At 63.6% G+C, this 25,292-nt stretch carries 26 protein-coding genes, 1 tRNA gene, 2 pseudogenes and 1 riboswitch; of the genes and pseudogenes, 19 read left to right on the top strand and 10 right to left on the bottom strand.

The features are described from left to right. Positions 1-221: 221 nt before the first annotated feature. Positions 222-1,055, top strand: a complete 834-nt coding sequence (locus tag CUJ90_RS02745; protein WP_073428169.1) for an EAL domain-containing protein — start codon at positions 222-224, stop codon at positions 1,053-1,055. A gap of 73 nt (positions 1,056-1,128) precedes the next feature. Here CUJ90_RS02745 and CUJ90_RS02740 read toward each other — a convergent pair. Continuing rightward, positions 1,129-1,914: pseudogene (locus tag CUJ90_RS02740) on the bottom strand (IclR family transcriptional regulator); the annotation flags it as partial. Positions 1,915-2,009: 95 nt separating this feature from the next. Here CUJ90_RS02740 and CUJ90_RS02735 point away from each other — a divergent pair. After that, a complete protein-coding gene (locus CUJ90_RS02735; protein WP_114161921.1) occupies positions 2,010-3,200 on the top strand; it encodes an acyl-CoA dehydrogenase in 1,191 nt (396 codons plus the stop codon). A 111-nt stretch (positions 3,201-3,311) separates the two neighbouring features. Here CUJ90_RS02735 and CUJ90_RS02730 read toward each other — a convergent pair whose 3' ends face one another. Next, positions 3,312-3,950, bottom strand: coding sequence for a peroxiredoxin (locus tag CUJ90_RS02730; protein ID WP_073428171.1), 639 nt, complete (start codon positions 3,948-3,950; stop codon positions 3,312-3,314). Between the two features lie 343 nt (positions 3,951-4,293). Between CUJ90_RS02730 and CUJ90_RS02725 the strand changes: the two genes are divergently transcribed. From CUJ90_RS02725 to CUJ90_RS02715, 3 genes are all read left to right on the top strand, one after another. Next, on the top strand, positions 4,294-4,596 hold the full coding sequence (locus CUJ90_RS02725; RefSeq protein WP_028198798.1) for an ElaB/YgaM/YqjD family protein: 303 nt from the start codon (positions 4,294-4,296) through the stop codon (positions 4,594-4,596). A 136-nt stretch (positions 4,597-4,732) separates the two neighbouring features. Next, positions 4,733-5,119 carry a phage holin family protein gene (locus CUJ90_RS02720; RefSeq protein WP_073428172.1) on the top strand — a complete coding sequence of 129 codons (387 nt, stop codon included), beginning with the start codon at positions 4,733-4,735 and terminating at the stop codon, positions 5,117-5,119. Positions 5,120-5,237: 118 nt separating this feature from the next. Beyond that, positions 5,238-5,708, top strand: coding sequence for a DUF3318 domain-containing protein (locus tag CUJ90_RS02715; RefSeq protein ID WP_073428173.1), 471 nt, complete (start codon positions 5,238-5,240; stop codon positions 5,706-5,708). A 46-nt stretch (positions 5,709-5,754) separates the two neighbouring features. Here CUJ90_RS02715 and CUJ90_RS02710 read toward each other — a convergent pair whose 3' ends face one another. The 7 genes and pseudogenes from CUJ90_RS02710 to glyA all read right to left on the bottom strand — a co-directional run bounded on the left by CUJ90_RS02710 (position 5,755) and on the right by glyA (position 10,673). Beyond that, positions 5,755-6,186: a type IV pilin protein gene (locus CUJ90_RS02710; RefSeq protein WP_114161920.1), complete on the bottom strand. Its 432-nt coding sequence runs from the start codon at positions 6,184-6,186 to the stop codon at positions 5,755-5,757. A 10-nt stretch (positions 6,187-6,196) separates the two neighbouring features. Beyond that, positions 6,197-6,709, bottom strand: a complete 513-nt coding sequence (locus tag CUJ90_RS02705) for a pilus assembly PilX family protein (RefSeq protein ID WP_244219958.1) — start codon at positions 6,707-6,709, stop codon at positions 6,197-6,199. Positions 6,710-6,798: 89 nt separating this feature from the next. Next, positions 6,799-7,581 (bottom strand): annotated as a pseudogene (locus tag CUJ90_RS02700) (PilW family protein); the annotation flags it as partial. A 146-nt stretch (positions 7,582-7,727) separates the two neighbouring features. Further along, positions 7,728-8,174, bottom strand: coding sequence for a type IV pilus modification PilV family protein (locus CUJ90_RS02695; protein ID WP_114161918.1), 447 nt, complete (start codon positions 8,172-8,174; stop codon positions 7,728-7,730). Next, positions 8,171-8,737 carry a GspH/FimT family pseudopilin gene (locus CUJ90_RS02690; protein WP_167449645.1) on the bottom strand — a complete coding sequence of 189 codons (567 nt, stop codon included), beginning with the start codon at positions 8,735-8,737 and terminating at the stop codon, positions 8,171-8,173. The genes CUJ90_RS02695 and CUJ90_RS02690 overlap by 4 nt, the downstream gene beginning before the upstream one ends. Before the next feature lie 199 nt (positions 8,738-8,936). Continuing rightward, a complete protein-coding gene (gene nrdR / locus CUJ90_RS02685) occupies positions 8,937-9,419 on the bottom strand; it encodes a transcriptional regulator NrdR (protein ID WP_012431825.1) in 483 nt (160 codons plus the stop codon). 6 nt (positions 9,420-9,425) lie between these two features. After that, a complete protein-coding gene (gene glyA, locus CUJ90_RS02680; RefSeq protein ID WP_114161917.1) occupies positions 9,426-10,673 on the bottom strand; it encodes a serine hydroxymethyltransferase in 1,248 nt (415 codons plus the stop codon). 166 nt (positions 10,674-10,839) lie between these two features. Further along, positions 10,840-10,948, bottom strand: a riboswitch (ZMP/ZTP riboswitch). A 238-nt stretch (positions 10,949-11,186) separates the two neighbouring features. Between glyA and ydfG the strand changes: the two genes are divergently transcribed. The 13 genes from ydfG (at position 11,187) to CUJ90_RS02610 (ending at position 22,246) form a co-directional block, all read left to right on the top strand. After that, positions 11,187-11,933 carry a bifunctional NADP-dependent 3-hydroxy acid dehydrogenase/3-hydroxypropionate dehydrogenase YdfG gene (gene ydfG, locus CUJ90_RS02670; RefSeq protein WP_114161916.1) on the top strand — a complete coding sequence of 249 codons (747 nt, stop codon included), beginning with the start codon at positions 11,187-11,189 and terminating at the stop codon, positions 11,931-11,933. 58 nt (positions 11,934-11,991) lie between these two features. Continuing rightward, positions 11,992-12,471: a tol-pal system-associated acyl-CoA thioesterase gene (gene ybgC, locus CUJ90_RS02665; protein ID WP_073428180.1), complete on the top strand. Its 480-nt coding sequence runs from the start codon at positions 11,992-11,994 to the stop codon at positions 12,469-12,471. 154 nt (positions 12,472-12,625) lie between these two features. Beyond that, positions 12,626-13,303: a protein TolQ gene (gene tolQ / locus CUJ90_RS02660; RefSeq protein WP_007179119.1), complete on the top strand. Its 678-nt coding sequence runs from the start codon at positions 12,626-12,628 to the stop codon at positions 13,301-13,303. Between the two features lie 10 nt (positions 13,304-13,313). Continuing rightward, positions 13,314-13,757 carry a protein TolR gene (gene tolR, locus CUJ90_RS02655; protein WP_073428181.1) on the top strand — a complete coding sequence of 148 codons (444 nt, stop codon included), beginning with the start codon at positions 13,314-13,316 and terminating at the stop codon, positions 13,755-13,757. Next, positions 13,754-14,761, top strand: a complete 1,008-nt coding sequence (tolA, locus tag CUJ90_RS02650) for a cell envelope integrity protein TolA (protein ID WP_073428182.1) — start codon at positions 13,754-13,756, stop codon at positions 14,759-14,761. The genes tolR and tolA overlap by 4 nt, the downstream gene beginning before the upstream one ends. 137 nt (positions 14,762-14,898) lie before the next feature. Then, positions 14,899-16,191 (top strand): Tol-Pal system beta propeller repeat protein TolB, encoded by a 1,293-nt coding sequence (gene tolB, locus CUJ90_RS02645; RefSeq protein WP_073428183.1) that lies wholly within the window; start codon positions 14,899-14,901, stop codon positions 16,189-16,191. 31 nt (positions 16,192-16,222) lie between these two features. After that, on the top strand, positions 16,223-16,732 hold the full coding sequence (gene pal / locus CUJ90_RS02640; RefSeq protein WP_073428184.1) for a peptidoglycan-associated lipoprotein Pal: 510 nt from the start codon (positions 16,223-16,225) through the stop codon (positions 16,730-16,732). Between the two features lie 19 nt (positions 16,733-16,751). After that, on the top strand, positions 16,752-17,501 hold the full coding sequence (ybgF, locus tag CUJ90_RS02635) for a tol-pal system protein YbgF (protein ID WP_073428185.1): 750 nt from the start codon (positions 16,752-16,754) through the stop codon (positions 17,499-17,501). Positions 17,502-17,684: 183 nt separating this feature from the next. Further along, a tRNA-Lys gene (locus CUJ90_RS02630) sits at positions 17,685-17,760 on the top strand. A gap of 224 nt (positions 17,761-17,984) precedes the next feature. Beyond that, positions 17,985-19,160: an HPP family protein gene (locus CUJ90_RS02625; protein WP_114161915.1), complete on the top strand. Its 1,176-nt coding sequence runs from the start codon at positions 17,985-17,987 to the stop codon at positions 19,158-19,160. 85 nt (positions 19,161-19,245) lie between these two features. Then, on the top strand, positions 19,246-19,659 hold the full coding sequence (locus CUJ90_RS02620; RefSeq protein WP_073428187.1) for a MarR family winged helix-turn-helix transcriptional regulator: 414 nt from the start codon (positions 19,246-19,248) through the stop codon (positions 19,657-19,659). A 78-nt stretch (positions 19,660-19,737) separates the two neighbouring features. Further along, complete coding sequence (locus CUJ90_RS02615; RefSeq protein ID WP_114161914.1) at positions 19,738-21,537, top strand: chloride channel protein; 1,800 nt, start codon at positions 19,738-19,740, stop codon at positions 21,535-21,537. 340 nt (positions 21,538-21,877) lie between these two features. Then, the gene (locus CUJ90_RS02610; protein WP_114161913.1) at positions 21,878-22,246 is read left to right on the top strand and encodes a hypothetical protein; all 369 of its coding nucleotides are present in this window, start codon (positions 21,878-21,880) and stop codon (positions 22,244-22,246) included. Positions 22,247-22,360: 114 nt separating this feature from the next. Here CUJ90_RS02610 and CUJ90_RS02605 read toward each other — a convergent pair whose 3' ends face one another. After that, positions 22,361-23,032: a DedA family protein gene (locus CUJ90_RS02605; protein WP_073428190.1), complete on the bottom strand. Its 672-nt coding sequence runs from the start codon at positions 23,030-23,032 to the stop codon at positions 22,361-22,363. Between the two features lie 193 nt (positions 23,033-23,225). Here CUJ90_RS02605 and mutL point away from each other — a divergent pair, with 193 nt between their 5' ends. Further along, positions 23,226-25,253, top strand: coding sequence for a DNA mismatch repair endonuclease MutL (gene mutL, locus CUJ90_RS02600; protein ID WP_114161912.1), 2,028 nt, complete (start codon positions 23,226-23,228; stop codon positions 25,251-25,253). Positions 25,254-25,292 lie beyond the last annotated feature (39 nt).

Genomic DNA, 25,292 nt, shown 5'->3' with positions numbered 1-25,292 from the left:
AATTTACGTATAGTAAAAGCAATTACGAATAGTGAAACTAACGTATACCCTGAAGACGACCCGGACAAGCCCCGGAAGCCCGTAACGACAAGCGTTCGGCCGATAACGTTATGAGCATTTTGTTCATGTGCGCACGGTGCGGACTGCTACCATCAATGGAATGCGGCAACCGAGTCGCGTTGCCGAGCGCCGAGCGCGTCCATTGCCAATCTTTCGCCTACATGATTCCGCCGACCATCCCCAACCTCATCGAGCGCGCCGCCCACCACCCGTTTCTCGGCGAACATCTGGCAATGGGAACGGGCGCGCATCACGACATCGCGCTCGCACGCTTCGACGGGCAGGAGCTCACCAGCGCTTACGAGCCGATCTTCGACATCAGCGTGCATGCGTTGGCGCAGTCGTTGTCGTCGGGTCCGGAGGGTGTCGACCGTTTCGGCGATGAACTCGGCTTTCAGGCGGTCACCCAGCGCCTGGACGGGCCGCCGTTCGAGGTATTCGATCCGTTCGACCGCATCGTCGACGATCAGGAACTGGTCGCGCTCGACCGCATGTCGCGCGCGCTGCACGCGATCAATTTCTTCGGGACGCAGCGGCACGGTCTGCTGTTTCTACGCGTGCACGAACGTCTGCTCAAGAGCGTGAAGTACGACCACGGACTGCATTTTTCGACCGTGCTGGTGTCGTTCGGGCTGAACCCGTCGCGGGTGGTGATCGAATTGCCGGCCGCGGCGGTCGCGCATAAGACCTTCCTCGGCTATCTGACGCAGAGCTATCAGCGCTACGGCTTCAAGGTGGCGGGCAATCTGTCCAATGCGGGGCAGATTTTGTCGGTGTCGGAAACCGCGCGGCTCGATTTTCTGAAGATGGACGCCGCGACCGCGTTGCGCGATGCGACCGTGAAACCGCTAGTGGGTTACGCGAACCGGTTGCGGATTCCGTTGATCTTCAATCGCGTGATGGATGAGCCGCAGTTCGTGGCCCTGCAACAGTACGACGTGCGCTTCGTGCAAGGGCCATTGTTCAACGCGCATTACCACGACCGGGCTGTTTGATCGGCGGCTTGATCGGCGGCTTGACCGGCTGGTTGATGTGGCTTGCGGTTGCACGCGCCGGCGCTTCGACCGTATCGCCCAGGCGCCGCGCGAGCGCCTTGAGCCGCGGCGCGACGGTTTCACGAAACACCTCCTCTCCCATCGACGACGCCGGCCCGCTGCAACTCAGCACCAGCCAGCGTCCTTCACGCGGCTCGCGAAACGGCACGGCCACCGCGTTCACGTCGTCGTGCCACGCGCGGAACGAATAGCAGCAGCCTTCGCCGGCGAACGCGGCGATCGACTTTTCCGCCTCCGCGATCAGCGCCGCGCCTGGCGCGCCTGGTTTACCCGCCGCTTTCCTGAGCTCGACGAGCAACGCGGCGCGCACGTCCGCCGGCTGCACGGCGAGATACGCGCGCCCCATCGAACTCGTCAGCATCGACAGTTTCGAACCCGATGCGAGCCCGAGCGTCAACGCGGTTTCGCTGCGGATCGTCTCCAGATAAATCATGTCGAGCCCGTCGCGGCAACCGAGCGAAACCGCCGCGCCCACCTCGCGCGCGAAATTACGCATATGCGGACGAGCCAGTTCGAGTGTGTCCGTGCCCGAAAGCAATGCGAATCCTAGCGAGAGCACGCCGGCGTCGAGCGCGTATTTGCCCAGCGTTTCATCGAGCCGCAGATAACCCAGCACGCTCAGCGTGTAAGCGAGGCGGTTGACCGTCGCCTTCGGCAAACCGGTGCGTTCGACGAAATCGCGATTGCCCAGCATCGTTTCGCCCGGCTTGAACGCGCGCAGCAAGTCCAGCCCGCGCGCGAGGGCAACGACGAATTTGCGCTCGTCGAGCGGTTCGGAGAGGGTGGATGCAGGCGTCATCAGGTGATACACTCGATCGGTGATTTGCAAAACATTGTTTCGCGTAGCGGAACATAAGTCAAGTTGGAATCAAGCAAGGAATCAGGAGATACGTCATGGCCGAGGCCGCGCAGTTTCACTGGGAAGACCCGCTGCTGCTCGATCAGCAGCTCACCGAAGACGAACGCATGGTGCGCGAGGCCGCCGCGGCCTATGCGCAGGACAAGCTGGAGCCGCGCGTGCTCGAAGCGTTCCGTCATGAAAAGACCCACATCGAGATCTTTCGCGAAATGGGTGAACTCGGCCTGCTCGGCCCGACGATTCCCGAGCAATACGGCGGCCCCGGTTTGAACTACGTCGCATACGGCCTGATCGCGCGTGAAGTGGAGCGCGTCGATTCCGGCTACCGGTCGATGATGTCCGTGCAGTCCTCGCTGGTGATGGTGCCCATCCACGAATTTGGCTCGGAGGCGCAGAAGCGGAAGTACCTGCCGAAACTCGCCACCGGCGAATGGATCGGCTGCTTCGGGTTGACCGAACCGAACCACGGCTCCGATCCGGGCAGCATGGTCACGCGCGCGAAGAAGGTGGACGGCGGCTATTCGCTGTCGGGCTCGAAGATGTGGATCACCAATTCGCCGATCGCGGACGTGTTCGTCGTGTGGGCGAAGCTCGAGGAAAACGGCAAGGACGCGATTCGCGGCTTCATTCTCGAGAAAGGCTGGAAGGGGCTGTCTGCGCCCACCATCCATGGCAAGGTGGGATTGCGGGCGTCGATCACCGGCGAAATCGTGCTCGACGAAGTGTTCGTTCCCGAAGAAAACCGTTTTCCGGAAGTCAGCGGCTTGCGCGGTCCGTTCACATGTCTGAATTCGGCACGCTACGGTATCGCCTGGGGCGCGCTCGGCGCAGCCGAAGCATGCTGGCACACCGCGCGTCAGTACGTGCTGGATCGCAAGCAATTCGGCCGGCCGCTCGCCGCGAACCAGTTGATCCAGAAGAAACTCGCCGACATGCAAACCGAGATCACGCTCGGACTGCAAGGCGTGCTGCGCCTCGGCCGCATGAAGGACGAAGGCACGGCGGCCGTGGAGATCACCTCGATCATGAAACGCAACTCATGCGGCAAGGCGCTGGACATTGCGCGGCTCGCGCGCGACATGCTCGGCGGCAACGGCATCTCCGACGAGTTCGGCGTCGCGCGGCATCTGGTGAATCTGGAAGTGGTCAACACCTACGAAGGCACGCACGACATTCACGCGCTGATTCTCGGGCGCGCGCAAACGGGAATTCAGGCGTTTTTCTGATGTCTTCCTGACATGCCGATAAAAAGCAAAAGGCCGGTTCACCTCGAACCGGCCTTTTTCGTTGCGGCGCCGCGCTGCAGCTAACGGCGCGCTTCACGGTGCATCAACCGCCTACTTGTTCGGCTGCGGCGTCATGCGCAGGTACGGACGCAGCGCCTTGTAGCCCTTCGGGAATTTCTGCTTGATGACTTCCTCGTCTTTCAACGACGGCACGATCACCACGTCATCGCCCTGCTTCCAGTTGCCGGGCGTGGCAACCGAGTGGTTGTCGGTGAGTTGCAGCGAGTCGATCACGCGCAGCACTTCGTCGAAATTGCGGCCCGTGCTTGCCGGATACGTGATGATCAGCCGCACCTTCTTCTTCGGGTCGATCACGAAGAGCGAGCGGACCGTGAGCGTTTCATTGGCGTTGGGGTGGATCATGTCGTACAGCTCGGCCACCTTGCGGTCGCCGTCGGCGAGAATCGGGAAGCCGACATTGGCGGCTTGCGTCTCGTTGATGTCCTTGATCCATTCCTTATGCGACTCCGCGCTGTCGACCGACAACGCGATCGTCTTCACGTTGCGCTTTGCGAACTCGTCGGCCAGCTTCGCCGTCAGGCCGAGTTCCGTGGTGCAGACGGGCGTGAAATCGGCGGGGTGCGAGAACAGCACGCCCCAGCTATCGCCCAGCCATTCATGGAACTTGATGCGGCCGACACTCGACTCCTGTTCGAAATCGGGTGCGATATCGCCAAGACGTAGACTCATGTTGCATCTCCTTTAAAGTATTCGGGCATTCCGCGCGAGCATTCGCCCGCGCCGCCCCGCCACGATAAATCATATGGTAGCGGCGGTACATGACGAACCAACATCGCGTCACTACTTTATGCGTTTTTGTAATTTTCACCGATATAGTGGAAACTTTGCGGGACAGATCAACTCCATCGGAGGCAAACTGTCACCTGCAATGTGTTGCGGGTCGTCGTGCAATGGCTTTGCTTCAACCGGGAACGGTTCGTGCGTTCGCTTGCGTCAACCGAGCACTGCGCTCGCCAGCGGCCGTTTCTTTGGTTACGATTCACGCGTGGCGTGAGACGAAGGGGAGCTGTCAATGTCGGAAGTCAACAAGGAGAGATTGATGTCGGATATCAAAACGGTCCTCGCGGACGCTGAAGATTTGCTGAAACAGGCCGCGAGCGCCACCGGCGAGCGCGCCTCGGAGTTGCGTGAAACGGCGCTTACGCGTCTGAAACAGGCGAAGGAAAAGGCGGCTGACGTCCAGGTCGTGGTGGTCGAAAAAGGCAAGAAGGCCGCCCGCGCCACCGACGACTACGTGCACGAGCATCCGTGGGCATCGATCGGTATCGCGGCGGGTGCGGGCGTGCTGCTGGGGTTGTTGATCAACCGCAAGTAACACGGTGACGCTGCCGGACGGTCGCGTCCGGCCCACTGGTAAATCGAGCGGACCGGCGCATGCCTGGCCGGTCCGTTTCTCCTGGCGCGCACCTTTGCACGCGCCGCCCAGGCCATCACGCGCAACGCCCACAGCCATGACGATCGAAACACAAACACAGCGCGCAGAACATAGTCCGTTACGCCGCATCGTCGGTTCGGTGTTCGCCATTCTGCAAACGCGGCTCGAACTGGTCGGCATCGAGCTCGCCGAGGAAAAAGACCGGCTGCTCGCCGTGCTATTCCTCGGTCTCGCCGCCATGATGCTCGCCACGATGGCCTTGATCGCCTTGACCGCGCTGATCGCCATTGCGTTCTGGGACACCTACCGATGGCAGGCGCTCGCCGGCATTACCGCCGTGTATGCGATTGCGGGACTAGTCTGTGCGCTGAAAGCGCGCAGCGGTTTGCGCAACGCACCGCTGGTGTTCGAGGCCACCCTTGCGGAGTTCGAAAAAGACCGCGACGTGTTCCGCAAACCGTGACAACCCACGCGCAACGGGTGTCGCTACGACGCCCGGCGCTCGCGTTGGGATTTCGTTGGGATATCGAGCGATTTGCAGCGCCGTTTGACTGCACCACCTTCACTGCCGCCGACACACCATGAGCCAAAGCCATTCCGATACCGCCTTCCGTGCCAAGCGCCAACCGGCCAAGGATCTGAGCGCGCCACACTTGCGAGCGTTGCGCAAGGAATTGCTGCTGGTGCGCGCGGATGTGGAGCGCATGGAACTCGCTCAGGCCACCATCGAATTGCGGCAGGCGGTCACGCATTTCAGTTGGCTCAAGTTTATTCTGCCGGGCTTGGGCGGCGTGCGCGTGGGCAAAGGAACGAAGTCGAGCTTGATCAACGCGGGGACCATTGGCGTGCTCCTCAAACAGTATCCCCTCATCAGTTCGATCGCCTCGCTGGTTCTCGCCAAACCGCTGCGTGCAACCGTCGCGGCAGGTGCAAAACCCGCACTGAAGTGGGGCGGCCTCGCGCTTGCCGCATGGGAAGCGTATCGGATCTGGCAGCAAATGAAGCGCGATTCCGCTGCGCCTCGTACCGTCAAGACCGAATCGAACCCGTAACGGTGAGCGCGGCATTGCTTCCGGCATAAGCCCTGCCTCTGCGTGGTTAGCCCGTATTCCAGCATTCGCCGCTTGTCGGCGCCACACCGTTTGCTCCATTCCTGTTGCCTCGCTGCCCCGTCGCGTCGAGCGTGAAAACCCCGCAGGGGTCGTCACGCATCGGACCGGTTTCGCTCGGCGCGGCCTCTATCGAATAGCCACCATTGGAATCGTCCGCCTGCAGCACGCGCAGCCGGTAGACCGCCGCGCCGAATTGCGGCGCCTGGTCCATGCCCGGCAACAGCGTGGACGCGCTGCCGCTTGCCGCGCCCTCGACGAATTGCGCGGCGCGATAAAGGGCGGACGCGGCGTCGATGCGATGCGTTCGCGCGACGTGATCGCGATACGAAGGTACGGCGAACACTGCCAGCGTGGCGACTATCGCCAGCGTGATCATCAGTTCGAGCAGCGTGAATGCGGATGTGTGCAGCCTTGTCATGGACCTCCCGTCAGAATGGCCGTGCGGCGACGTGGCGCCAATGACGCTCGATCGTTTCGTCCTCGATGACCAGTTGCATCTGCAGCCAGACCTGTGACTCGTTGTTACGGCCGAAGCCACGCGAGGTCAGCAGATAGGCTCGAGCATCGGCGCGGGTGCCGAGACGCCAGGCTTCGATCAGGCATTGCGGCGCGCGCACCGATCCTGGCCATTGCGCAAGGGGCGCGACGGCGTTCGCCTCGAAGGCGGCTTCGAGTTTCCATTGCGCCGGCTCTCCGGGCGCGGCCGGCATCGGCGTCACGGATGCTGCCGCGATGGCACTGCGCGCGCACAGGAGCAACGCTGAATCGGCGGCATGAAACGCCTGCAAATAATCGCGCACGTTGGTGGTGACGCGCGCCGCCGCAAGCGACGTTTCGAACCATGCCGCGGAGGTGGTCAGCATCATCGCTGAAATCAGCAGGACGATTGGCAGGACTGCGCCGCTTTGACGATCGCGGAATCGGCCGCCTGCCATGCGCATGATGCGTCCGAGATATTGCGGCTGCTCGCGGCCTCGTGAATGCTTCCCGCAAGCGCAGCGCAACGCCAGTTTGCTTCGACGTTTCACCATCAAGAGGCCTCCGCATGATTGCGTATCGCGACTCGCCGCGAGAACGCCTGCCGAGCGCGCGAATCCGCCCCAGGCATGCTGACGCCGTCGCAATCGACGTAGGGCAAGCGCTGGCTCCGTGGCGCGCCGCGCACCAGCACACAGAGATCGACCGCAACGATGCTGGCCCATTGATCGGCCGTCACCGCCGAAGCGTCGACCGCGCTCGGCGCGCCTGCCAGCCAGTACTTGAGCCGCACCCGTTCGACGCCTTCGATGAGCGGCTGCGCGAATCCCACCCTGCCGCTGCCTTCGCAGTAAAGCTCGGGCTCGCCCGTCGAACCACTGACGCGGGCGAAATATCGATTGACCACGGGCACGCCCTGGTCGCCGAGCACCGCGCCGCTGTTCGCCACGGCCTGACCGAGACAGTCGGTTGTTTGTCCGCTCGCGGAGGGCCACGTGGAAACGTTGTCTCCCACGTAACGAACGGCCACGCCGTCCGAGTGACCGGGCAACGTCTCGCAGGCAAGACTGTCGTCGGCCCCTGTCGGGCGACCGCCCGAACATCCGAACAAGGGCGGCGGACTGTTGTAACGCGCGACGTCCGCGGGCACGAAGCCGGCCATTTGTAATTGCTGGCCAACCAGCGTAAGCGCCGTCAAGCCGGCTTCGCGAATGCGCATCGCATCGCCCGCGTGTTCGAATGCGGAGCGCTGCGTGGTATACAGCGACACCGCACCCGCGGTCACCACCAGTCCCAGCGCCATGGCGATTACAAACTCGACCAGCGTATGGCCGCGTTGGCTGCGTTGGTCGCGTTGGGCGCGTTGGGCGCGTTGGTCCCGTTGGTCGCGTTGGTCCCGTTGGTCGCGTTGGGCGCGTTGGGCGCGTTGGGCGCGTTGGGCGCGTTGGGCGCGTTGGGCGCGTGCACGATACAGGCGCCGCGTCATTTCGCGAACGCCAGCGCAACGCATGAGGAACCCGCAGGGACGTCCACGCCGCCGCAAGACTCGGGCTTGTCGATCACGTCGTCGGCACCTGGCATGTCTCGCACGGACGCCCATGTGACGCGCGCAAAAGAGACGCCGCCACTTTCAGCCACCGAGGCCTGACCTTGCGGCAGAAGAGCGGCTGCATGCACGCTCCATTGCCTGATCGCGGAGTCGCCAGCGGAGGGCTCGCGCATCGTTTCCGCGACGGAGTCGGCGATCCACGCCGCGTGTTCGCGCATTGCCATCGCACGAGCTTCGCGCGCGCTCCACACCTGACCGGCGATCAACCCGAGGGCCGTGACGGCCATCAACACGACGGCCAGCATGACTTCGATCAGCGTGCTGCCGCGGCGTTTCGATCCGCGGCGGCTTGACCATCGGCTCTGTGAATATCGCCTCATGACTCCGCCCCGCATGCCCCTTCGACGATCCGCACGCGGCCGCCCGCCGCGATCCGTAGGCAACGTCGCCACTTGTCTCCCTGCGTCGCCTTGGATGGCGCGCGCGGTCCGATATCAAAGCTGCGAAAGGTGCCGATCAACTGTCCCGCCGGCGGCGTAAACGTGAGATTCGTTTGCGTGCCGACAATGCTTACCGCCGCCAGCAGAGGATGCGCGCGCAACAGCGACACCGTGCTGCCCCGCTCGGCCAGCACCGCCCAGCCGCACGACCAGTCGGTCACGCCATCGCCGCACGGTTGCCCGGCGGCGAGGCAATGCCGCGCCGCGTCGATCCGGCACACCGTGACTCGTGCGCCGCGTCGTAGCGCTTCGCTGCGCGCATAGGCGAGCGTTGAAGCGAGCGCCTTCGTGCGCGCGTCGACCTGATCGCGCACGTGCCACGCGACGAACGACGGCGTTGCCATCACCGCGATCACCGCCAGCAGCGCGACGACGGCCAGTGTTTCGACAAGCGTGAAGCCGCGGCACGGCCGCATGAAAAACGCATCCGCTTTCATCTGCATCCCTGCTCGTTACAAAGAATGCAGCCAATCTAGCGATTTGCAAACGCGCCAACAATCGGCCGAACGGCCAGGTGGCGCTCAGACGCCATCCCGCGCAAAAATGCACGCGACCAAACATCATGGGGAGCGGGAGATGCGAATGCGCGAGACAACGCGGCAAAAGACGGCACCTCGAACACGACGCGAGGCGCGACAGCGATTAGCGCTTGCGAGAAGGCTTGGGAGGCGAGGAGGCGCGGCGGAATTCCTCGATGACGTCCTCGAATTCGGAGACGTCTTCAAAGCGCCGGTAGACGGAGGCAAAGCGAACATAGGCAATCGTGTCGAGTGCGCGCAGCTCGTTCATCACGAGTTCGCCGAGGCGCTCGCTGCGCACCTCGCGCTCGCCGCTGCCGAGCAACAGATACTCGATTCGGGCGACCGCCGCGTCGATCGCGTCCGCCGCCACCGGCCGCTTGCGCAGCGCCAGTTGCATGCTCGCGACGATCTTGCGGCGATCGAATTCGGTGCGGCTGCCATCCTTCTTGACGACCGACGGCAACGCCAGCTCGACCCGCTCGTACGTCGTGAAACGTTTGTCGCAGGCCGGGCAGCGGCGCCGCCGCCGAATCGTCGCGCCGTCTTCGGACACGCGCGAGTCGACGACCTGCGTATCGGCGTGACGGCAGAAGGGGCAGTGCATGACGGCTTAGCGGTAGACCGGGAAGCGCTGGGTCAGCTCGGCGACTTGCGCGCGCACACGTTCGAGCGTGGCGGCGTCTTCCGGGTTGTCCAGCACGTCGGCGATCAGGTTGCCCACCTGCTCCGCTTCCTTGACGCCGAAGCCGCGCGTGGTCATGGCCGGCGAGCCGAGACGGATACCGCTCGTCACGAACGGCTTTTCCGGATCGTTCGGAATCGCGTTCTTGTTGACCGTGATGTGCGCGGCGCCGAGCGCCGCTTCCGCTGCCTTGCCGGTGATCTTCTTCGCGCGAAGATCGACCAGCATGACGTGGCTTTCGGTACGGCCCGAGACGATGCGCAGACCGCGCTTGACCAACGTTTCGGCCAGCACGCGTGCGTTTTCGACGACCTGCTGCTGATACGCCTTGAATTCCGGCGACAGCGCTTCCTTGAACGCGACGGCCTTGCCGGCGATCACGTGCATCAGGGGACCGCCCTGGATGCCGGGGAAAATTGCCGAGTTGATCTGCTTCTCGAACTCGGCCTTCATCAGGATCACGCCGCCGCGCGGGCCGCGCAGGCTCTTATGCGTGGTGGTGGTGACGAAGTCGGCGTGCGGCACCGGGTTCGGGTAGACGCCGGCGGCGATCAAACCCGCGTAATGCGCCATGTCGACCATGAAGTAGGCGCCAACCGACCTGGCGATCTTCGACAGGCGTTCGAAGTCGATACGCAGCGCGAATGCGGACGCACCCGCCACGATGAGCTTCGGCTTGTGCTCCTGCGCGAGCTTCTCGGCTGCGTCGTAGTCGATGTCTTCGGCCTCGTTCAGGCCATAGCTCACCACGTTGAACCACTTGCCCGACATGTTGACCGGCGAACCGTGCGTGAGGTGACCGCCGTGCGCGAGGCTCATGCCCATGATCGTGTCGCCCGGCTTGAGCATGGCGAAGAACACGCCCTGGTTCGCCTGCGAACCCGAATTCGGCTGGACGTTCGCGGCTTCTGCGCCGAACAGTTGCTTGACGCGGTCGATCGCCAGCTGCTCGGCGATATCGACGAATTCGCAGCCGCCGTAGTAGCGCTTGCCCGGATACCCTTCGGCGTATTTGTTGGTGAGTTGCGAGCCTTGCGCAGCCATCACGGCCGGGCTCGTGTAGTTTTCCGACGCGATCAGTTCGATGTGCTCTTCCTGACGGCGGTTTTCCTGCTCGATGACTTTCCAGAGTTCAGGATCGACGTTGGCGATGGTGCTTTGGGCTCTGTCAAACATACGGATTCCGTTGAGTGTTTTCAGGTTGACCGGATTGTGCGCCGAATCTTGCGTAGAGGGTACGCGGCGCTGCTGGCGGCTGGGCCAGCCCAGACGTGGCGGAAGGAGAGTCGCCGCACACGCGAGGCAGGACAGCCACCGTCAGCGCAGATCGATGCGCGCGGATCACGGCTGCCCAGGCGAACGGCAAAACGGCACCCTGCGCTTCACGGTGGGTTGTTCCACCTTGAACCCGATTGCTTGAACCGGTTCTATCGCCAGTCACGCAGGGATGAGCGCGTTAGTTTATTGGAAGAGGATCGAATAGGCAACCGGCTTCCCGCCGCCGCCGCGGGCACTTCCGAAGCGGGCCATGGCGTCGTTGTATGCGGCGCGCAAACGTCTGAGGAAGGGCGGCCCGGAGGCCGTTCCGCATTCCTCCCAGAGCCGCTTGTAAGGCTGGTTCATCCTTGCCGCAGCGCCGCATTGGAAGTAGGCTTGGGGCCTTTCTCTCCAACCGACCAGGGAACTGCAATGATTGTGTTCGTCACCGGAGCGTCCGCGGGATTCGGCGCCGCCATCGCTCGCGCTTTCGTGAAGGGCGGCCATCGGGTCGTCGCCACCGCGCGCCGCAAGGACCGCCTGCAGGCGCTCGCCGACGAACTCGGCGACGCGCTTCTGCCTTACGAGCTCGACGTGCGCGACCGCGCCGCCGTCGAAGCCGTGCCGGCCGCGTTGCCAGCCGATTTCGCGGCGCTCGACGTGCTCGTGAACAACGCCGGCCTTGCGCTCGGCGTGGAGCCGGCGCACAAGGCGAGCCTCGACGAATGGAACACGATGATCGAGACCAACTGCACCGGCCTCGTGCAGGTTACGCACGCGCTCCTGCCCGGCATGGTGGAGCGCAACCGCGGGCATATCTTCAACCTGGGCTCGGTGGCCGGCCGCTGGCCCTACCCCGGCGGCAACGTCTACGGCGCCACCAAGGCATTCGTGCGCCAGTTCAGCCTGAACCTGCGCGCCGATCTGGCCGGCACCGCGCTGCGCGTGACCGACATCGAGCCGGGCCTGTGCGGCGGCACCGAATTCTCGAACGTGCGTTTTCGCGGCGACGACGAAAAAGCCGGCAAGGTCTATGAGAACGTCCAACCGCTCACGGCGGAGGATATCGCCGACTCGATCTACTGGATCGCCACGGGCCCCGCGCACGTCAACATCAACACGATCGAGCTGATGCCGGTCGCGCAATCATTTGCCGGTTTGGCCATTCATCGCGGCTAAAGCCCGCCAGGCGGGACGCACATCTTGAAACAGACCTCCTGGTGTGCGTTCCGGTAAAATGCGCCGCATGAATATGTCGACCAGCCAGCCCGGCACGGAAATCGGCTTCACATGGCCGATCCGCGTGTATTACGAAGATACCGACGCCGGCGGCATCGTGTTCTACGCGAACTACCTGAAATTTTTCGAGCGGGCGCGAACCGAATGGCTGCGCGCGTGCGGCGTCGACCAGAATCGGCTCGCGAACGAAACGGGCGCGATTTTCATCGTGCGCAGCACGGCGGTCGACTATCGTGCGCCTGCGCGGCTCGACGATGTCGTCAACGTCGTGAGCCGGATCGAGCGGCTCGGCCGCGCCTCGGTCGACTTCGCGCAGGAAGCATGGCGCGACGGCACTTTGCTTGCGGTCGGCTCCATCCGGGTCGGCTGCGTCGAGCGAACCGCGCTGCGGCCGGCCGCGATTCCTCCGCCGGTACTCGCTGCGTTGCGCCGCGGGCCGGGCATCGGCGAAGGCGGGGTGTCAACGGACAACGACTGAACCTCGTTGTTACGGGGCCGGTGAACTCGTATCGATCAAGCAGCACAAAGCATGGTTCGGCTTGCAGCGTCGCCGATGCTGCCGTTTTGCTCACGGCAGGCTTCGATGGCCTTGCAGCCGGACGCCCCCTTCCGGGACGTTAAAACGAACCTTTATGAACACTACACAAGATCTGTCGATCGTTTCCCTCGTACTCAATGCGAGCCTGCTGGCGCAGGCCGTCATGGCCCTGCTGCTGTTGTTGTCGCTGTTGTCGTGGACTTTCATCTTCCGCAAGTGGTTTGCGATCCGCCGGGCGCGCGCGCAAACTGAACGCTTCGAACGCGATTTCTGGTCGGGCGGCGACCTGCAGGCGCTCTATCAGAGCGCCGCGAACAATCGCCACACGATCGGCGCGCTGGAACGGATCTTCGAATCCGGCATGCGCGAATTCCTGAAGGGCAAGGAAAAACGCCTGAACGATCCGGGCGCGATCCTCGACGGCGCACGCCGCGCCATGCGGGCCGCGTTCCAGCGTGAAATGGACGTGCTCGAAGCCAATCTCGCGTTTCTCGCCTCGGTGGGTTCGGTCAGCCCGTATATCGGTCTGTTCGGCACGGTCTGGGGGATCATGAATGCGTTCCGCGGTCTCGCCAACGTCCAGCAGGCCACGCTTGCGAACGTCGCGCCGGGCATCGCCGAAGCGTTGACCGCCACCGCGATCGGCCTGTTCGCCGCGATTCCGGCCGTGGTTGCCTACAACCGCTACGCGCACGACATCGACCGCCTGGCAATCCGCTTCGAGACCTTCATCGAAGAGTTCTCGAACATCCTGCAGCGCCAGGCACAGTAAGGGGTCCAAGATGGCAGGCTCACATTCCAGTATGCGTGGCGGCCGTTCGCGCCGCGCGATGTCCGACATCAACGTCGTGCCGTACATCGACGTGATGCTCGTGCTGCTCGTGATCTTCATGGTGACCGCGCCGCTCGTCGCCCCGTCGATCGTCAATCTGCCGACCGTCGGCGGCGCCGCGCCGCAGCAGCAAACCCCGCCCGTGATCGTGAATATCCGCGCGGACGGCAACATGAGCGTCAAGTACAAAGACGACGCGGGCGCGCAGCAGCAGGAAAACATGACGAAAGCCGACCTCAACGGCTTCATCACCGACCGTTCGCAAACGCATCCTGACCAGCCTGTCGTGATCGCCGCCGACAAGACCGTGAAGTACGAAGTCGTGATGAACGTGATGTCCGAGCTGAAAGCCCGGGGCGTCAAACGCGTTGGATTGCTCGTCAAATCGCAATGATCCGCAAGAATTCCGACTACCCGCTCCAGCCGCCGCGTGAACGCGGCACCGGGCGAGCCTTTGCGTTCGCTCTGGTGATGCACGCGCTGCTCGGGTTCTTTCTGTACCACGGCATCCAGTGGCAGAACAGTACGCCGGAAGGCGCTGAAGCGGAGCTCTGGACCGAGGTGCCGGACACGGCGATCCCGCGCCCGGCTCCGCCTCCACCCGTGCCGGTGGCCCCTGCCCCGCCGCTGCCCGATGAACAGGCTGACATCGCGTTGCAGGAGAAGAAACGCAAGCAGCAGGAGGCCGCGCGCGAGGCGCAACTCGCCGAGCAGCAGCGTCAGCAGAAATTGCAGGCTCAACAGGAAGCCGAGGCGAAACGTCAGCAGCAACTCGCCGCGGAGCAGGCGGCGCAAAAGGCCGCGGCGCTCAAGCAGAAGCAGTTGCAGCAACAGCAGCAGCAGGCCGACAAGCTCAAGCAACAGCAATTGGCCGAGCAGCAGAAACAGCAGCAATTGAAGGAACAGCAGCAGGAACAGCAAAAACAGGCCGAAGCCGAAGCGCAGAAGAAAGCGGACGCGCAGAAGGCGGCAAAGGCCAAGGCTCAGGCCGAGGCTGCCGCGCAAGCGAAGAAACTCGATGCCGAACGTCGCGCGCGTCTCGCGCAAATGCAAGGCATGGCGGGCGGCGAAGGCTCGACCGGCAACGGGCTTGCGAAGAGCGGCACCGGCAGCGGCTCGGGCGGCACGGCGGCGTCGCCGGGTTACGCGGACAAGGTGCGTCGCGTGGTGCGCCCGAACATTACGTGGGGCGGCGAAACGGAAGGCCTGGAGACGGTGATCTCCGTGCGCTGTTCGCCGACGGGCACCTTGTTGAGCGCAACGATCTCGCGCAGCAGCGGCAACCCCGCGTGGGACGACGCCGCGTTGCGCGCCGTGCAGCGTTCCGATCCGATGCCTCAGGACATCGACGGCAAGACGCCGGGCAGCTTCAAGATCACGCTGCGCCCGGCAGGTTGACGAAGGCCTTGACAGTCAGTTGACAGCAGACGCGGCGCCCCGCCCAGCGTGGCGCGCCGGGGAACGAAATAAAGGTTCGAGGGTCTGTCTGCTGTTGTGAAGCGTTAGTAAAACCGTTTTTGGGGAATCCATACAGCATGAGTTTGATGACCAAGCTAGGCCTGCGGACACTTGTAGCGTCGTGCCTGATCGCCGTCGGCGGCGCCGCCAACGCACAACTCAACGTCCTCGTGACGGGCGTCGGGTCCACCCAGTTTCCGATCGCAACGGCGAATTTCGCCAATGAAGCGAACTCGCCGCAACAGGTCAGCACGATCGTGCGGCAGGATCTGCAACGCAGCGGCAAATTCACCAACATCGACGCGGGCAGCACGCCGGTGCCGGAAACGGCGTCCGTCGACCTCGGCAGCTGGAAGGCCAAGGGCGCCAATGCGTTCGTGTCGGGCAGTGTGAACCGTCTGCCGAACGGCCAGTACGAAGTGCGCTTCAAGCTGTACGACACGGTCAAACAGGAAAGCCTCGGCGGCCTCGTCCTGGTGAGCCCGGAAAGCGGCTTGCGCATGAGCGCGCACAAGGTCGCGGACTACATCTACGCGAAGCTGATGGGCGGGCGCGGCGTGTTCGCCACGCGCCTGTCGTACGTCATCAAGACCGGCGGCCGTTATCAGTTGCAAATCTCCGATTCGGACGGCCAGGACGCGCACATCGCGCTGTCGAGCCCTGAGCCGATCATCTCGCCGGCATGGTCGCCCGACGGCACCAAGGTCGCTTATGTTTCGTTCGAGAAGAAGAAGCCGATCGTCTATATCCACGATCTGCCCACGGGCCGTCGCGTCGTGGTCTCCGACCAGAAGGGCAATAACAGCGCACCGGCGTGGTCGCCGGATGGCCGCACGCTGGCCGTCGCGCTCTCGCGCACCGGCAACACCCAGATCTTCGCCGTCAATGCGGACGGCAGCGGGCTGCGGCGTCTGACGCAAGGCAGCTCGATCGACACGGAACCCACCTTCTCGCCTGACGGCCAGTCGATCTATTTCACCAGCGATCGTGGCGGCCAACCGCAGATCTACAAGATGTCGGCCCAAGGCGAAAGCGCCGGCAGCGCGCAGCGCGTCACCTTCACGGGCAGCTACAACACGAGCCCGCGCGTCAGCCCCGACGGCAAGCAACTCGCGTATATTTCGCGCGTCGGCGGCGGATTCAAGCTTTATATCCAGGACCTGCAAGGCAATACGGCCACGGGTCTGACGGACACGACACATGACGAATCGCCGAGCTTCGCGGCGAACGGTCAGTACATTCTTTACGCCACACAGGTGAACGGCCGTGGCGTGTTGGCCGCGGTATCGACCGATGGTCGCACCCGGCAGGTCCTGTCCGTTCAGGGCGGCAGCGTGCGCGAGCCGTCCTGGGGCCCGTTTATGCAATAACGTTGATGCAATAACACAAGGAGAGTAAAAAATGATGTCCAAGCTTCGTTTCGCATTTGCCGTTCTGATGGTCGGTGCGCTGGCCGCATGTCACTCGGGCGTCAAGCTCGACGAAAACGCCAACAAGGGCGGTGCAATCGGCACGCAACCGAACCCGACCGATGTCGCACAGGTCAACGTCGATCCGCTGAACGATCCGAACAGCCCGCTCGCCAAGCGCAGCATCTATTTCGACTTCGACAGCTACTCGGTCAAGGACGACTATCAGTCGCTGCTCCAGCAACACTCGCAATACCTGAAGAGCCATCCGCAACGCCACGTGCTGATTCAGGGCAACACCGACGAACGCGGTACGAGCGAGTACAACCTGGCGCTCGGCCAGAAGCGTGCTGAAGCCGTGCGCCGTTCGTTGTCGCTGATGGGCGTGACGGACTCGCAAATGGAAGCCGTGAGCCTCGGCAAGGAAAAGCCGCAAGCCACGGGTCATGACGAATCGTCGTGGGCACAGAACCGCCGCGCCGACCTCGTGTACCAACAGTAAGTAACGGGTGATGAGCCGAATGACGCATCGTTTCTCCTGGCTGCGGTTTGCCGCAGCGGCCTGCGTCGCGGGCACGGCCTTCGCGGCTGTGCCCGCGCATGCGGGCATGTTCGACGACGACCAGGCCCGCCAGGCCATTCTCGATCTGCGCTCGAAGACCGAAAGCCTGTCGAGCCAGTTGTCGGCCGCGCAACGCACGATCCTCGATCAGTCCAACCGTCTCGACCAGTTGAATCAGCAGGTCGCCACGCTGCGCGGGCAGAACGAGGACATGGCCAACCAGCTCGCCGCGGTGCAAAAGCAGCAGAAGGACTACTACACCGATCTTGATACGCGTCTGAAGAAATTCGAGCCGCAGCAACAGACGGTGGACGGGGTCCAGGGCGAAGTGCAGCCGGGCGAAACCGAGTCGTTCAATGCGGCTTCGCAACAGTTCCGCAGCGGCGACTTCAAGAACGCGGCGGCGTCGTTCCGTAGCTTCATCTCCAAGTATCCGAATAGCCCTTATCAGCCGACCGCTCAGTACTGGCTCGGCAACGCGCTGTATGCGCTGCGCGACTACAAGGGCTCGACGGCGACGTGGCAAGGTGTGGTGAAGAACTACCCGCAACATCCGCGTGCGCCGGAAGCGCTGCTCGCGATTGCGAACAATCAGCTCGAGCAAGGTCAGAAGGCCGCGGCAAAGAAGACGCTCGAACAGATCGTCGCGCAATATGGCGGCTCGGATGTCGCGCAGTCGGCTCAGAGCAAGCTGTCGCAAATCAAGTAGCGCAGAAGTTCCTCGCAGTTGGCAGTCACGCGCAGTGTCCGACGTCAAAGCCACGCGCGCCTCTCGCTGAAAAACCCGGGTATCGCTACCCGGGTTTTTCACTATCTGAAGTGCCGATAGCTTGGCCAACCACCATCGGTTGACAGCCGACACGCGCTATCGCTATAATTTCGCTTCTCTTTTGGGTCGTTAGCTCAGCTGGTAGAGCAGCGGACTTTTAATCCGTTGGTCACAGGTTCGAATCCCGTACGGCCTACCAAAAGATTCAAGGGCTTACACGCGTTTGCGTCGTAAGCCCTTTTCTTTTTCCGCATCCTTTTCCAACTTTGTTCATTTGCGGCGTCAAAAATCGCGCCCCGATCTGCCGCGACAATTTATATCACAATCACATATAATCGACGCTTTCGCTCTGCGCGCCCGGCTTCTGAAAGAGCCTCACGCGCCGCGGCACAAACCTTCAAGCCACTCACTACCGATCCGATCTTGCTGCACTCCGCCGTCATTCGCTGGCTCGCCCGCTTCGCTCCGCCCACCATCGCCATCGAATGGAAGGAGCGCTTTCGTTCGTGCCTCGGCGCGCTCATCGGCATCACGTTCACCGGCGCCGTCACTCATCTTCTGCTCGGCTCGAGCGGCAACATTCCGATGCTGGTCGCGCCGATGGGCGCCTCCGCCGTGTTGCTGTTCGCCGTGCCGGCGAGTCCGCTTGCGCAACCGTGGTCCATCATCGGCGGCAACCTCGTTTCCGCGACGGTGGGCGTCACGTGCGCCATCTGGGTCGACGATCCCTTGCCGGCGGCGGCGCTTGCCGTCGCGGCGGCGATCTGCGCGATGTTTGCGCTGCGCTGCGTGCACCCGCCGTCCGGAGCGGTCGCGCTCACCGCCGTGCTGGGCGGCCCGGCCGTGCATTCGCTAGGTTACGGCTTCGTGATCGAACCGATCGCGCTCCAATCGGCTGCGCTGCTCTGCGCCGCGATCGTCTATCACACGCTGACCGGGCATCGCTATCCCCATTCCGCGCGGCACCACGGCGACAAAACGGCCGCGACCGCGCAGCCGCGCTCCGGCTTCACGCGTGCGGATCTCGACGCCGTGCTCAAGCGGCAAGGCGAACTGCTCGACATCGCGCCCGACGACCTCGAATCCCTGCTACGTGCATTGCAGTTGCAAACCTACGCTCGCACTTTCGACGAACTGACGTGCGCGGACATCATGTCGCGCGGCGTCATCACCGTGTCGGCGGGAACGCGTGCGGCGACCGCGTGGAGCATCCTGAAACGCCACGGCGTGAAAGCCTTGCCGGTAACGGACGAAGCGCAACATGTGATCGGCATCGTCACACGGGCCGACCTCGGCAGTAGTCAGCAGTTCGGCATGTTCACCAGCGTCCGCCACAAGCTGTTTGGCCGCCGGCGCGCCGGCGAACCCGTCGTGGGCGCGCTGATGACCACCCAGGTGCGCACGGTGGACACCTCCACCTCGATCGCGGACCTCGTGCCGCTTTTCGCCGACTTCGGACATCACCACATTCCGGTGCTGGACAGCGAGACGCGACGACTGGCCGGCATGGTGACCCAGGCCGACCTGATCGCCGGTTTGTATCGTCAGCCGCACAGGCAACTGCAAGCACCAGCGCGACAACAGCGCGCCGCCGCCTGATTCGAACCGACTTCGCTCAGCCCCACTACGCCCCGAAATCGCACGTCATGACAAAGATAGCCGCACCCTTTTCCACGAGCCGCCCATGAAGCCTCACCCTCGCGAGCTTGGCAAAGCCGATTTCGAGCAGCTATCCGAGTTCCGCTATCAGATGCGGCGCTTCGAACGCTTCTCCGAACAGGCCGCCCAGAGCGAAGGCATCACGCCCTTGCAATATCTGCTGCTTCTGCACATCAAAGGCTATCCGCGGCGCGACTGGGCGACGATCGGCGAGTTGGCCGAGCGGCTGCAAGCGCAGCATCACGGTGTGGTGGCATTGGTGTCGCGCTGTGAAGCGCTCGGCCTCGTCAAGCGCAAGGTCAGCGAGACCGATCGCCGCCAGGTGGAAGTGCATCTGCAAAAGCCCGGCGAAAAGACGCTCGCGAAGCTGGCCGCACTGCACCGCGCCGAACTGAAGTCGCTCGAAGGCGCTTTCAATGTTCCGCAGATCGATCTTTAGGCGTCTTTGAGCCGCTTTTCTTTCGACCACCGCGTTCGACCACCCGCCGCGGCCCGCTAACCCACCACCGCCCCGACCATGACCGCCGACACCTACAAACGCGACTTCGCCGCCAACCGCCGCCTGCCGGGCATCGCCCTGCTGGCCGCGTGCATCGGCGCAATCAGTACGCTGGCGGCTTTCGCGCTGCTGAGCCTGATTCACCTGTTCACGAACCTGTTTTTCTTCGGCGCGCTGTCCTTCGCGGACCGCTCGCCGTCGCATAACACGCTAGGCGCATGGGTCGTGCTGGTGCCGGTGGCGGGCGGGCTGATCGTCGGCCTGATGGCGCGCTACGGATCGGAAAAGATTCGCGGCCACGGCATCCCCGAAGCGATCGAGGCGATCCTGTTCGGCAAGAGCCGCATGTCGCCGAAGGTAGCGGTGCTCAAGCCGCTGTCCTCGGGCATCGTGATCGGCAGCGGCGGCCCGTTCGGCGCCGAAGGCCCGATCATCATGACGGGCGGCGCGCTCGGCTCGCTGATCGCGCAGTGCGTGCGCGTGAGCGCGGCGGAACGCAAGACGCTGCTGGTCGCGGGCGCCGCAGCCGGCATGACCGCGGTGTTCGGCACGCCGGTCGCGGCGGTGCTGCTTGCGGTCGAGTTGCTGCTGTTCGAATGGCGGCCGCGCAGTTTCTTGCCCGTCGCGCTGGCGTGCGCGGTGGCGGGTTTCGCGCGGGCACCGCTGTTCGGCGCGGGGCCGCTGTTTCCGCTTGAAACGACGCCGCCCGGCGCACTATCGCTTTTCGCGTGCGTGCTGGCCGGGCTGCTCTCGGGAGCCTTGGCAGCGGGGCTGTCCGCGGCGCTCTACAAGACCGAGGACCTGTTCGGCAAGCTGAGCATTCACTGGATGTGGTGGCCCGCGCTCGGCGGCCTCGTGGTCGGCATCGGCGGCTTTATCGAGCCGCGCGCGCTCGGTGTCGGGTATGACGTCATCGGCGATCTGTTGCATCTGCATCTGGCATTGCAGGCGGCGCTTGCGTTGTTGCTCGTGAAAGCCGTCATGTGGGTCGTCGCGCTCGGTTCGGGCACGTCGGGCGGCGTGCTCGCGCCGCTGCTGATGCTGGGCGCCGGTCTAGGCGTGGTGATGAGCCATCTGCTGCCGGGCAGCGACCCCGCGCTGTGGCCGCTCGTCTGCATGGCGGCCACGCTCGGTGCGACGCTGGGCGCGCCGCTTACCGCCATCGTGTTCGCCTTCGGGCTGACTCACGACAGCAATGCGTTGCTGCCGCTTCTCGCCGCCACGCTGGTCGCGCACGGCTTCGCGACGGTCGTGATGCGACGCTCGATCATGACCGAGAAAATCGCGCGCCGCGGTTATCACATTTATCGTGAATACGGCGTCGATCCGCTCGAACGTCATTACATCGACGAGGTGATGACGCGCGAAGTGGAAACGATCGATGCCCAACTGACGGTGGGCGAAGCGCTAGCGAAGTACTTCGGCGCGACGCAAATGCATCGGGCGTATCCGGTGATCGATGCGGGCAAGGTGGCGGGCGTGGTCGAGCGTGCGACGCTCGAACGTGCGCGCGCCGAGCGCGACGGCGCTGGCGCCGCGACCACGCTGCTCGAATTGATGAAAACGCGTGCGCCGGTCGTCGCGGTGCCGGGCGAAACTTGCCGCCTGGTGGCAACGCGGCTTGCGGTTCATAACCTGGAACGCGTGCCCGTGGTGGACGATGCAAACACGCGGCGGCTCGTCGGCATCGTGTCCCGCAGCGATCTGGTGAAGCCGTCGCTCGCGCACTTCGACGAAGAGCATAAGAAGGAACGCTTCAGGCGTCTCGGCCCACGCTCGGCAAAGCGCCGCCTGTCGCCGGTGCGGCGTGCCGGCTGAGCGCGCCAGCCCTAACCGGGCGCGATTTTCGTCGCGCGAGCGAGCGGGCAACGGGCCGTGAGCCGTTGCAAATCGCGCTGAATCGGAATGACATGACTGCATTTCCCACAGTCGAAACGAACAATCCCAGAGCGTTCGTCGTCATTGCACGTACAACAAGAGCCGCACTCCTACACGCGTCTTAACCAGCACCGATAGATACAACGGACAACAAACGTGAACATTTATTGAGACATCAAGACGTGCAATGATCGCCGCCGATCCAGCGAAACAGGCTGTGATACCGCGTGAGTAGACGCTCTGGCAACGCCGCAGCCCCCTGCGCTTTCATTCCGTCGAGATGGCCAATTTCCTGTTCAATCTTGTCTCAAACCTCGCATTGCTGGCGGCCGTGCTGATTGTCTGTCATCTATGCAACCGGCTGATACCGGGCGCGACGCTCAATGGGCCGCATGTGTTTGTCGGGCTCGCATTGGCCGCACTGCTGTTCGATGCCGCGCTGACCTTTCTCGTATTCGCCGATGCGCAAAACCGCTACGGCCAGTTCAGCACGCGTGCTGCGTTCTTTCAACGCGCCGGCGCCTATGGGCTTGCGGGGATCGCCGCCTTCGGCTGGCGCTATCTGTCGCGCCGCTCGCGCCAGGCTAAAGCCGGTGACTCGCTTGTCATCCGCACTTCGCCGTATTCGGAATCGCATCTGCCGATGTAACGCGACGCCCTTTGCGATCAATTGTTTTGCAAAATCGCCCGAGGGAGCGAAAAAAAACGACGTCGCGAGATTCGCGACGCCGTTTGTCGTTCCGGCTACACCAGCGGCGAAGCGTCAGCGGGTGCCGGGCTTGGAGGCGTCCTTGCGCATCATCTTCCACAGCGCGCCGAGCAGAACCGGCACGATTGCCGCGCCGATACCCACCAGCACGATCACATTCAGATATTGGCGGATGAACGGAATGTTGCCGAAGAAATAGCCGAGCAACACCAGCAGCAACACCCACAACAACGCGCCGAGAACGTTGAAAAGCTGAAACCGGCTCACCGTCATTTCGGACGCGCCCGCAACGAAGGGCGCGAAGGTCCGCACTACCGGAATGAAGCGCGCCAGCACGATGGTCTTGCCGCCATGCTTTTCGTAGAAATTGTGGGTCTTCTGCAATGCGCTGCGGTCGAGAAAGCGCTCGAGAAAAGGGATGTGCGAATTGAACACCCGCGGTCCAATGGCCCGCCCAATCATATAGTTGACCGTGTTGCCGCTGATTGCCGCGACGAGCAGCAGCACGATCAGCAAGCCAACGTTCATTTCACCGGTCGCGCAGAAAGCACCGCCGATGAAAAGCAATGAGTCGCCGGGCAAAAACGGCAGGACGACCAGCCCTGTTTCGCAGAACACGATCAGAAACAGCACCGCATAGACCCAGGCGCCGTACACGTGAATGAAGTCTCCCAGAAACTTGTCGATGTGCAAGACAAGATTGGCGAAATGTAGCAACGTGTCCAAAGGCGTCCTTTATTGAGCGAATGTGAGCGCGGCGGGGAATAGCTCTGCGAGCCTGCGAGCGAAGGCGACGAGCACTCGCTCACCGCCCCGCAATTGACCGCGTCATGATACCGAAAGTGCCCGGCCGCAATTAAAAAAGTCCGGCCGCTCGGACGCCTCGGGGCCGGCGGTGCCGAATCGCTATAATTTCGCCATGTCCGAATTCTCCGAAACGTCTGCCGGCACCACCGCCGCGGCCGCGGTTTCCGCCGCTGCGCCCGCCCCACGCCCATTGCGCGCGATTCAGCCGCTGCCCGACCAGTTGATCAGCCAGATCGCGGCCGGCGAAGTGGTCGAGCGGCCCGCTTCGGTGGTCAAGGAGTTGCTGGAAAATGCGCTCGACGCGGGCGCGCAGACTTTGCGCATCATGCTCGACGAAGGCGGCGTCAAACGTATTTCGATCACCGACGACGGCTGCGGCATTCCCGAAAACGAACTGGCGCTTGCGCTGATGCGTCATGCGACCAGCAAGATCCGCTCGCTTGCCGAACTGGAAGCGGTCGCCACGCTGGGGTTTCGCGGCGAGGCGCTAGCCTCGATCGCGTCGGTCGCGCAGATGTACATCACGAGCCGCACCGCGGACGCGCCGCATGCGGTGCGCGTCGACGCGCAAACCGGCGTGCTGAGCCCCGCTGCCGGCACCCAGGGCACCACGATCGAGGTGCGCGAGTTGTACTTCAACACGCCCGCGCGCCGCAAGTTTCTGAAGAGCGAGCAAACCGAACTCGGCCATTGTCTCGAACAGATTCGCCGCGCGGCGCTGGCACGACCGGACGTGGCGATTTCGGTGCTGCATAACGGCAAGGCGGTCGAACACTGGAACGCCAGCGAACCACCCGTGCGAGTCGCGAAGATTCTCGGCGAGACATTTGCAACGGCGCATCTGCCGCTCGACGAATCCGCCGGACCGCTCGCCGTCTACGGCTGCGCGGGTCTGCCGACCGCGAGCCGCGGGCGCGCCGACCAGCAGTATTTCTTCGTCAACGGCCGCTTCGTGCGTGACAAGCTGCTCACGCACGCCGTGCGCGCTGCTTATGAAGACGTGCTGCACGGCGACCGCTATCCGTCCTACGTGCTGTTTCTCGATCTGCCGCCTGAAGCCGTCGATGTGAACGTGCATCCGTCGAAGATCGAAGTGCGTTTTCGCGATTCGCGCTCGATTCACCAGTTCGTGTTCCACGCGGTACAGCGCGCGCTGGCGCGGCATGCGGGCGCGTCGCCGGAAACGACGGCGGGCGGACATGCGGCGCATCTGGAAGCGTCGATGGGCGGGCCGGCTTCGTTCGGCGCCACGCCGTTAGGTGCAGCGGGTGCCGCCAGCTTTGGTACGAGCGCGGGCGCAGGCGGCTTCGGTGGCGGATCTGGCTCGTCGTCACAGCCGGGCAACACATGGATGCGCCAGGCGCGCATGACGCAAGGCACCTTGCCCGTTGCCCAACCGCTGGCGTTTTACGACGCGCTGTTCGGCCGCAGAGACACAAACGCCGGCGCAGTGGAAGGCGCGACGCTCTTCGAAGCGCGCGACTCGGCCACGGAAACAACCGCGCCGTACAACGCCTCCGCGCCTTATGCGTCACCCGCCTTCAACGTCGCCGACGAACAGCCGCTCGGCTTCGCGCTCGGCCAGATCCACGGCATCTACGTGCTCGCGCAGAACGCGCACGGCCTCGTGATCGTCGACATGCACGCCGCGCACGAGCGCATTCTGTACGAGCAGTTCAAGAACGCGCTGGCCGATCGCACGATCGCCGTCCAACCGCTGCTGATTCCGCAGACGATGCAGGCCGATCCGATCGAAATCGGCACGGTCGAGGAAGAGCGCGACACGCTCGACGCGCTCGGCTTCGACCTAGCGGTGCTGTCGCCCACCACGCTCGCCATCCGCGCCGTGCCCGCGCTTTTGAAAGACGCCGATCTGCAGGCGCTGGCGCGCGCGGTCCTCTCCGACCTTCACGCGTTCGGCGGCTCGCGCGTGTTGACCGAGCGTCAGCACGAACTGCTCGGCACGCTCGCCTGCCATCACGCGGTGCGGGCGAACCGGCGCCTGACGCTCGATGAAATGAACGCGCTGCTGCGCCAGATGGAAGCGACCGAGCGCGCCGATCAATGCAACCACGGGCGTCCGACGTGGTATCAGTTGACGCTCTCCGATCTCGATCGGCTGTTCATGCGTGGGCAATAGCGGTGCGCTCGATCACGCTCAATCGCCGCGCGCCGGTTT

Source organism: Paraburkholderia terricola, from assembly GCF_003330825.1.
GTDB classification, from domain to species: Bacteria; Pseudomonadota; Gammaproteobacteria; order Burkholderiales; family Burkholderiaceae; genus Paraburkholderia; species Paraburkholderia terricola.
This window is presented reverse-complemented; position numbering and strand designations above follow the sequence as displayed.

Bases quoted from the DNA above. Each gene is read 5' to 3' on its own strand.
- CUJ90_RS02725 (WP_028198798.1), top strand. From the start codon at position 4,294: ATGTCGGAAGTCAACAAGGAGAGATTGATGTCGGATATCAAAACGGTC.
- nrdR (WP_012431825.1), bottom strand. From the start codon at position 9,419: ATGCACTGCCCCTTCTGCCGTCACGCCGATACGCAGGTCGTCGACTCG.
- tolB (WP_073428183.1), top strand. From the start codon at position 14,899: ATGAGTTTGATGACCAAGCTAGGCCTGCGGACACTTGTAGCGTCGTGC.
- tolR (WP_073428181.1), top strand. From the start codon at position 13,314: ATGGCAGGCTCACATTCCAGTATGCGTGGCGGCCGTTCGCGCCGCGCG.
- tolA (WP_073428182.1), top strand. From the start codon at position 13,754: ATGATCCGCAAGAATTCCGACTACCCGCTCCAGCCGCCGCGTGAACGC.
- CUJ90_RS02695 (WP_114161918.1), bottom strand. From the start codon at position 8,174: ATGAGGCGATATTCACAGAGCCGATGGTCAAGCCGCCGCGGATCGAAA.
- CUJ90_RS02720 (WP_073428172.1), top strand. From the start codon at position 4,733: ATGACGATCGAAACACAAACACAGCGCGCAGAACATAGTCCGTTACGC.
- CUJ90_RS02735 (WP_114161921.1), top strand. From the start codon at position 2,010: ATGGCCGAGGCCGCGCAGTTTCACTGGGAAGACCCGCTGCTGCTCGAT.
- mutL (WP_114161912.1), top strand. From the start codon at position 23,226: ATGTCCGAATTCTCCGAAACGTCTGCCGGCACCACCGCCGCGGCCGCG.
- CUJ90_RS02715 (WP_073428173.1), top strand. From the start codon at position 5,238: ATGAGCCAAAGCCATTCCGATACCGCCTTCCGTGCCAAGCGCCAACCG.
- pal (WP_073428184.1), top strand. From the start codon at position 16,223: ATGATGTCCAAGCTTCGTTTCGCATTTGCCGTTCTGATGGTCGGTGCG.
- CUJ90_RS02620 (WP_073428187.1), top strand. From the start codon at position 19,246: ATGAAGCCTCACCCTCGCGAGCTTGGCAAAGCCGATTTCGAGCAGCTA.
- CUJ90_RS02730 (WP_073428171.1), bottom strand. From the start codon at position 3,950: ATGAGTCTACGTCTTGGCGATATCGCACCCGATTTCGAACAGGAGTCG.
- ydfG (WP_114161916.1), top strand. From the start codon at position 11,187: ATGATTGTGTTCGTCACCGGAGCGTCCGCGGGATTCGGCGCCGCCATC.
- CUJ90_RS02610 (WP_114161913.1), top strand. From the start codon at position 21,878: ATGGCCAATTTCCTGTTCAATCTTGTCTCAAACCTCGCATTGCTGGCG.
- glyA (WP_114161917.1), bottom strand. From the start codon at position 10,673: ATGTTTGACAGAGCCCAAAGCACCATCGCCAACGTCGATCCTGAACTC.
- tolQ (WP_007179119.1), top strand. From the start codon at position 12,626: ATGAACACTACACAAGATCTGTCGATCGTTTCCCTCGTACTCAATGCG.
- CUJ90_RS02745 (WP_073428169.1), top strand. From the start codon at position 222: ATGATTCCGCCGACCATCCCCAACCTCATCGAGCGCGCCGCCCACCAC.
- CUJ90_RS02705 (WP_244219958.1), bottom strand. From the start codon at position 6,709: ATGCGCATGGCAGGCGGCCGATTCCGCGATCGTCAAAGCGGCGCAGTC.
- CUJ90_RS02690 (WP_167449645.1), bottom strand. From the start codon at position 8,737: ATGCAGATGAAAGCGGATGCGTTTTTCATGCGGCCGTGCCGCGGCTTC.
- ybgC (WP_073428180.1), top strand. From the start codon at position 11,992: ATGCGCCGCATGAATATGTCGACCAGCCAGCCCGGCACGGAAATCGGC.
- ybgF (WP_073428185.1), top strand. From the start codon at position 16,752: ATGACGCATCGTTTCTCCTGGCTGCGGTTTGCCGCAGCGGCCTGCGTC.
- CUJ90_RS02615 (WP_114161914.1), top strand. From the start codon at position 19,738: ATGACCGCCGACACCTACAAACGCGACTTCGCCGCCAACCGCCGCCTG.
- CUJ90_RS02710 (WP_114161920.1), bottom strand. From the start codon at position 6,186: ATGACAAGGCTGCACACATCCGCATTCACGCTGCTCGAACTGATGATC.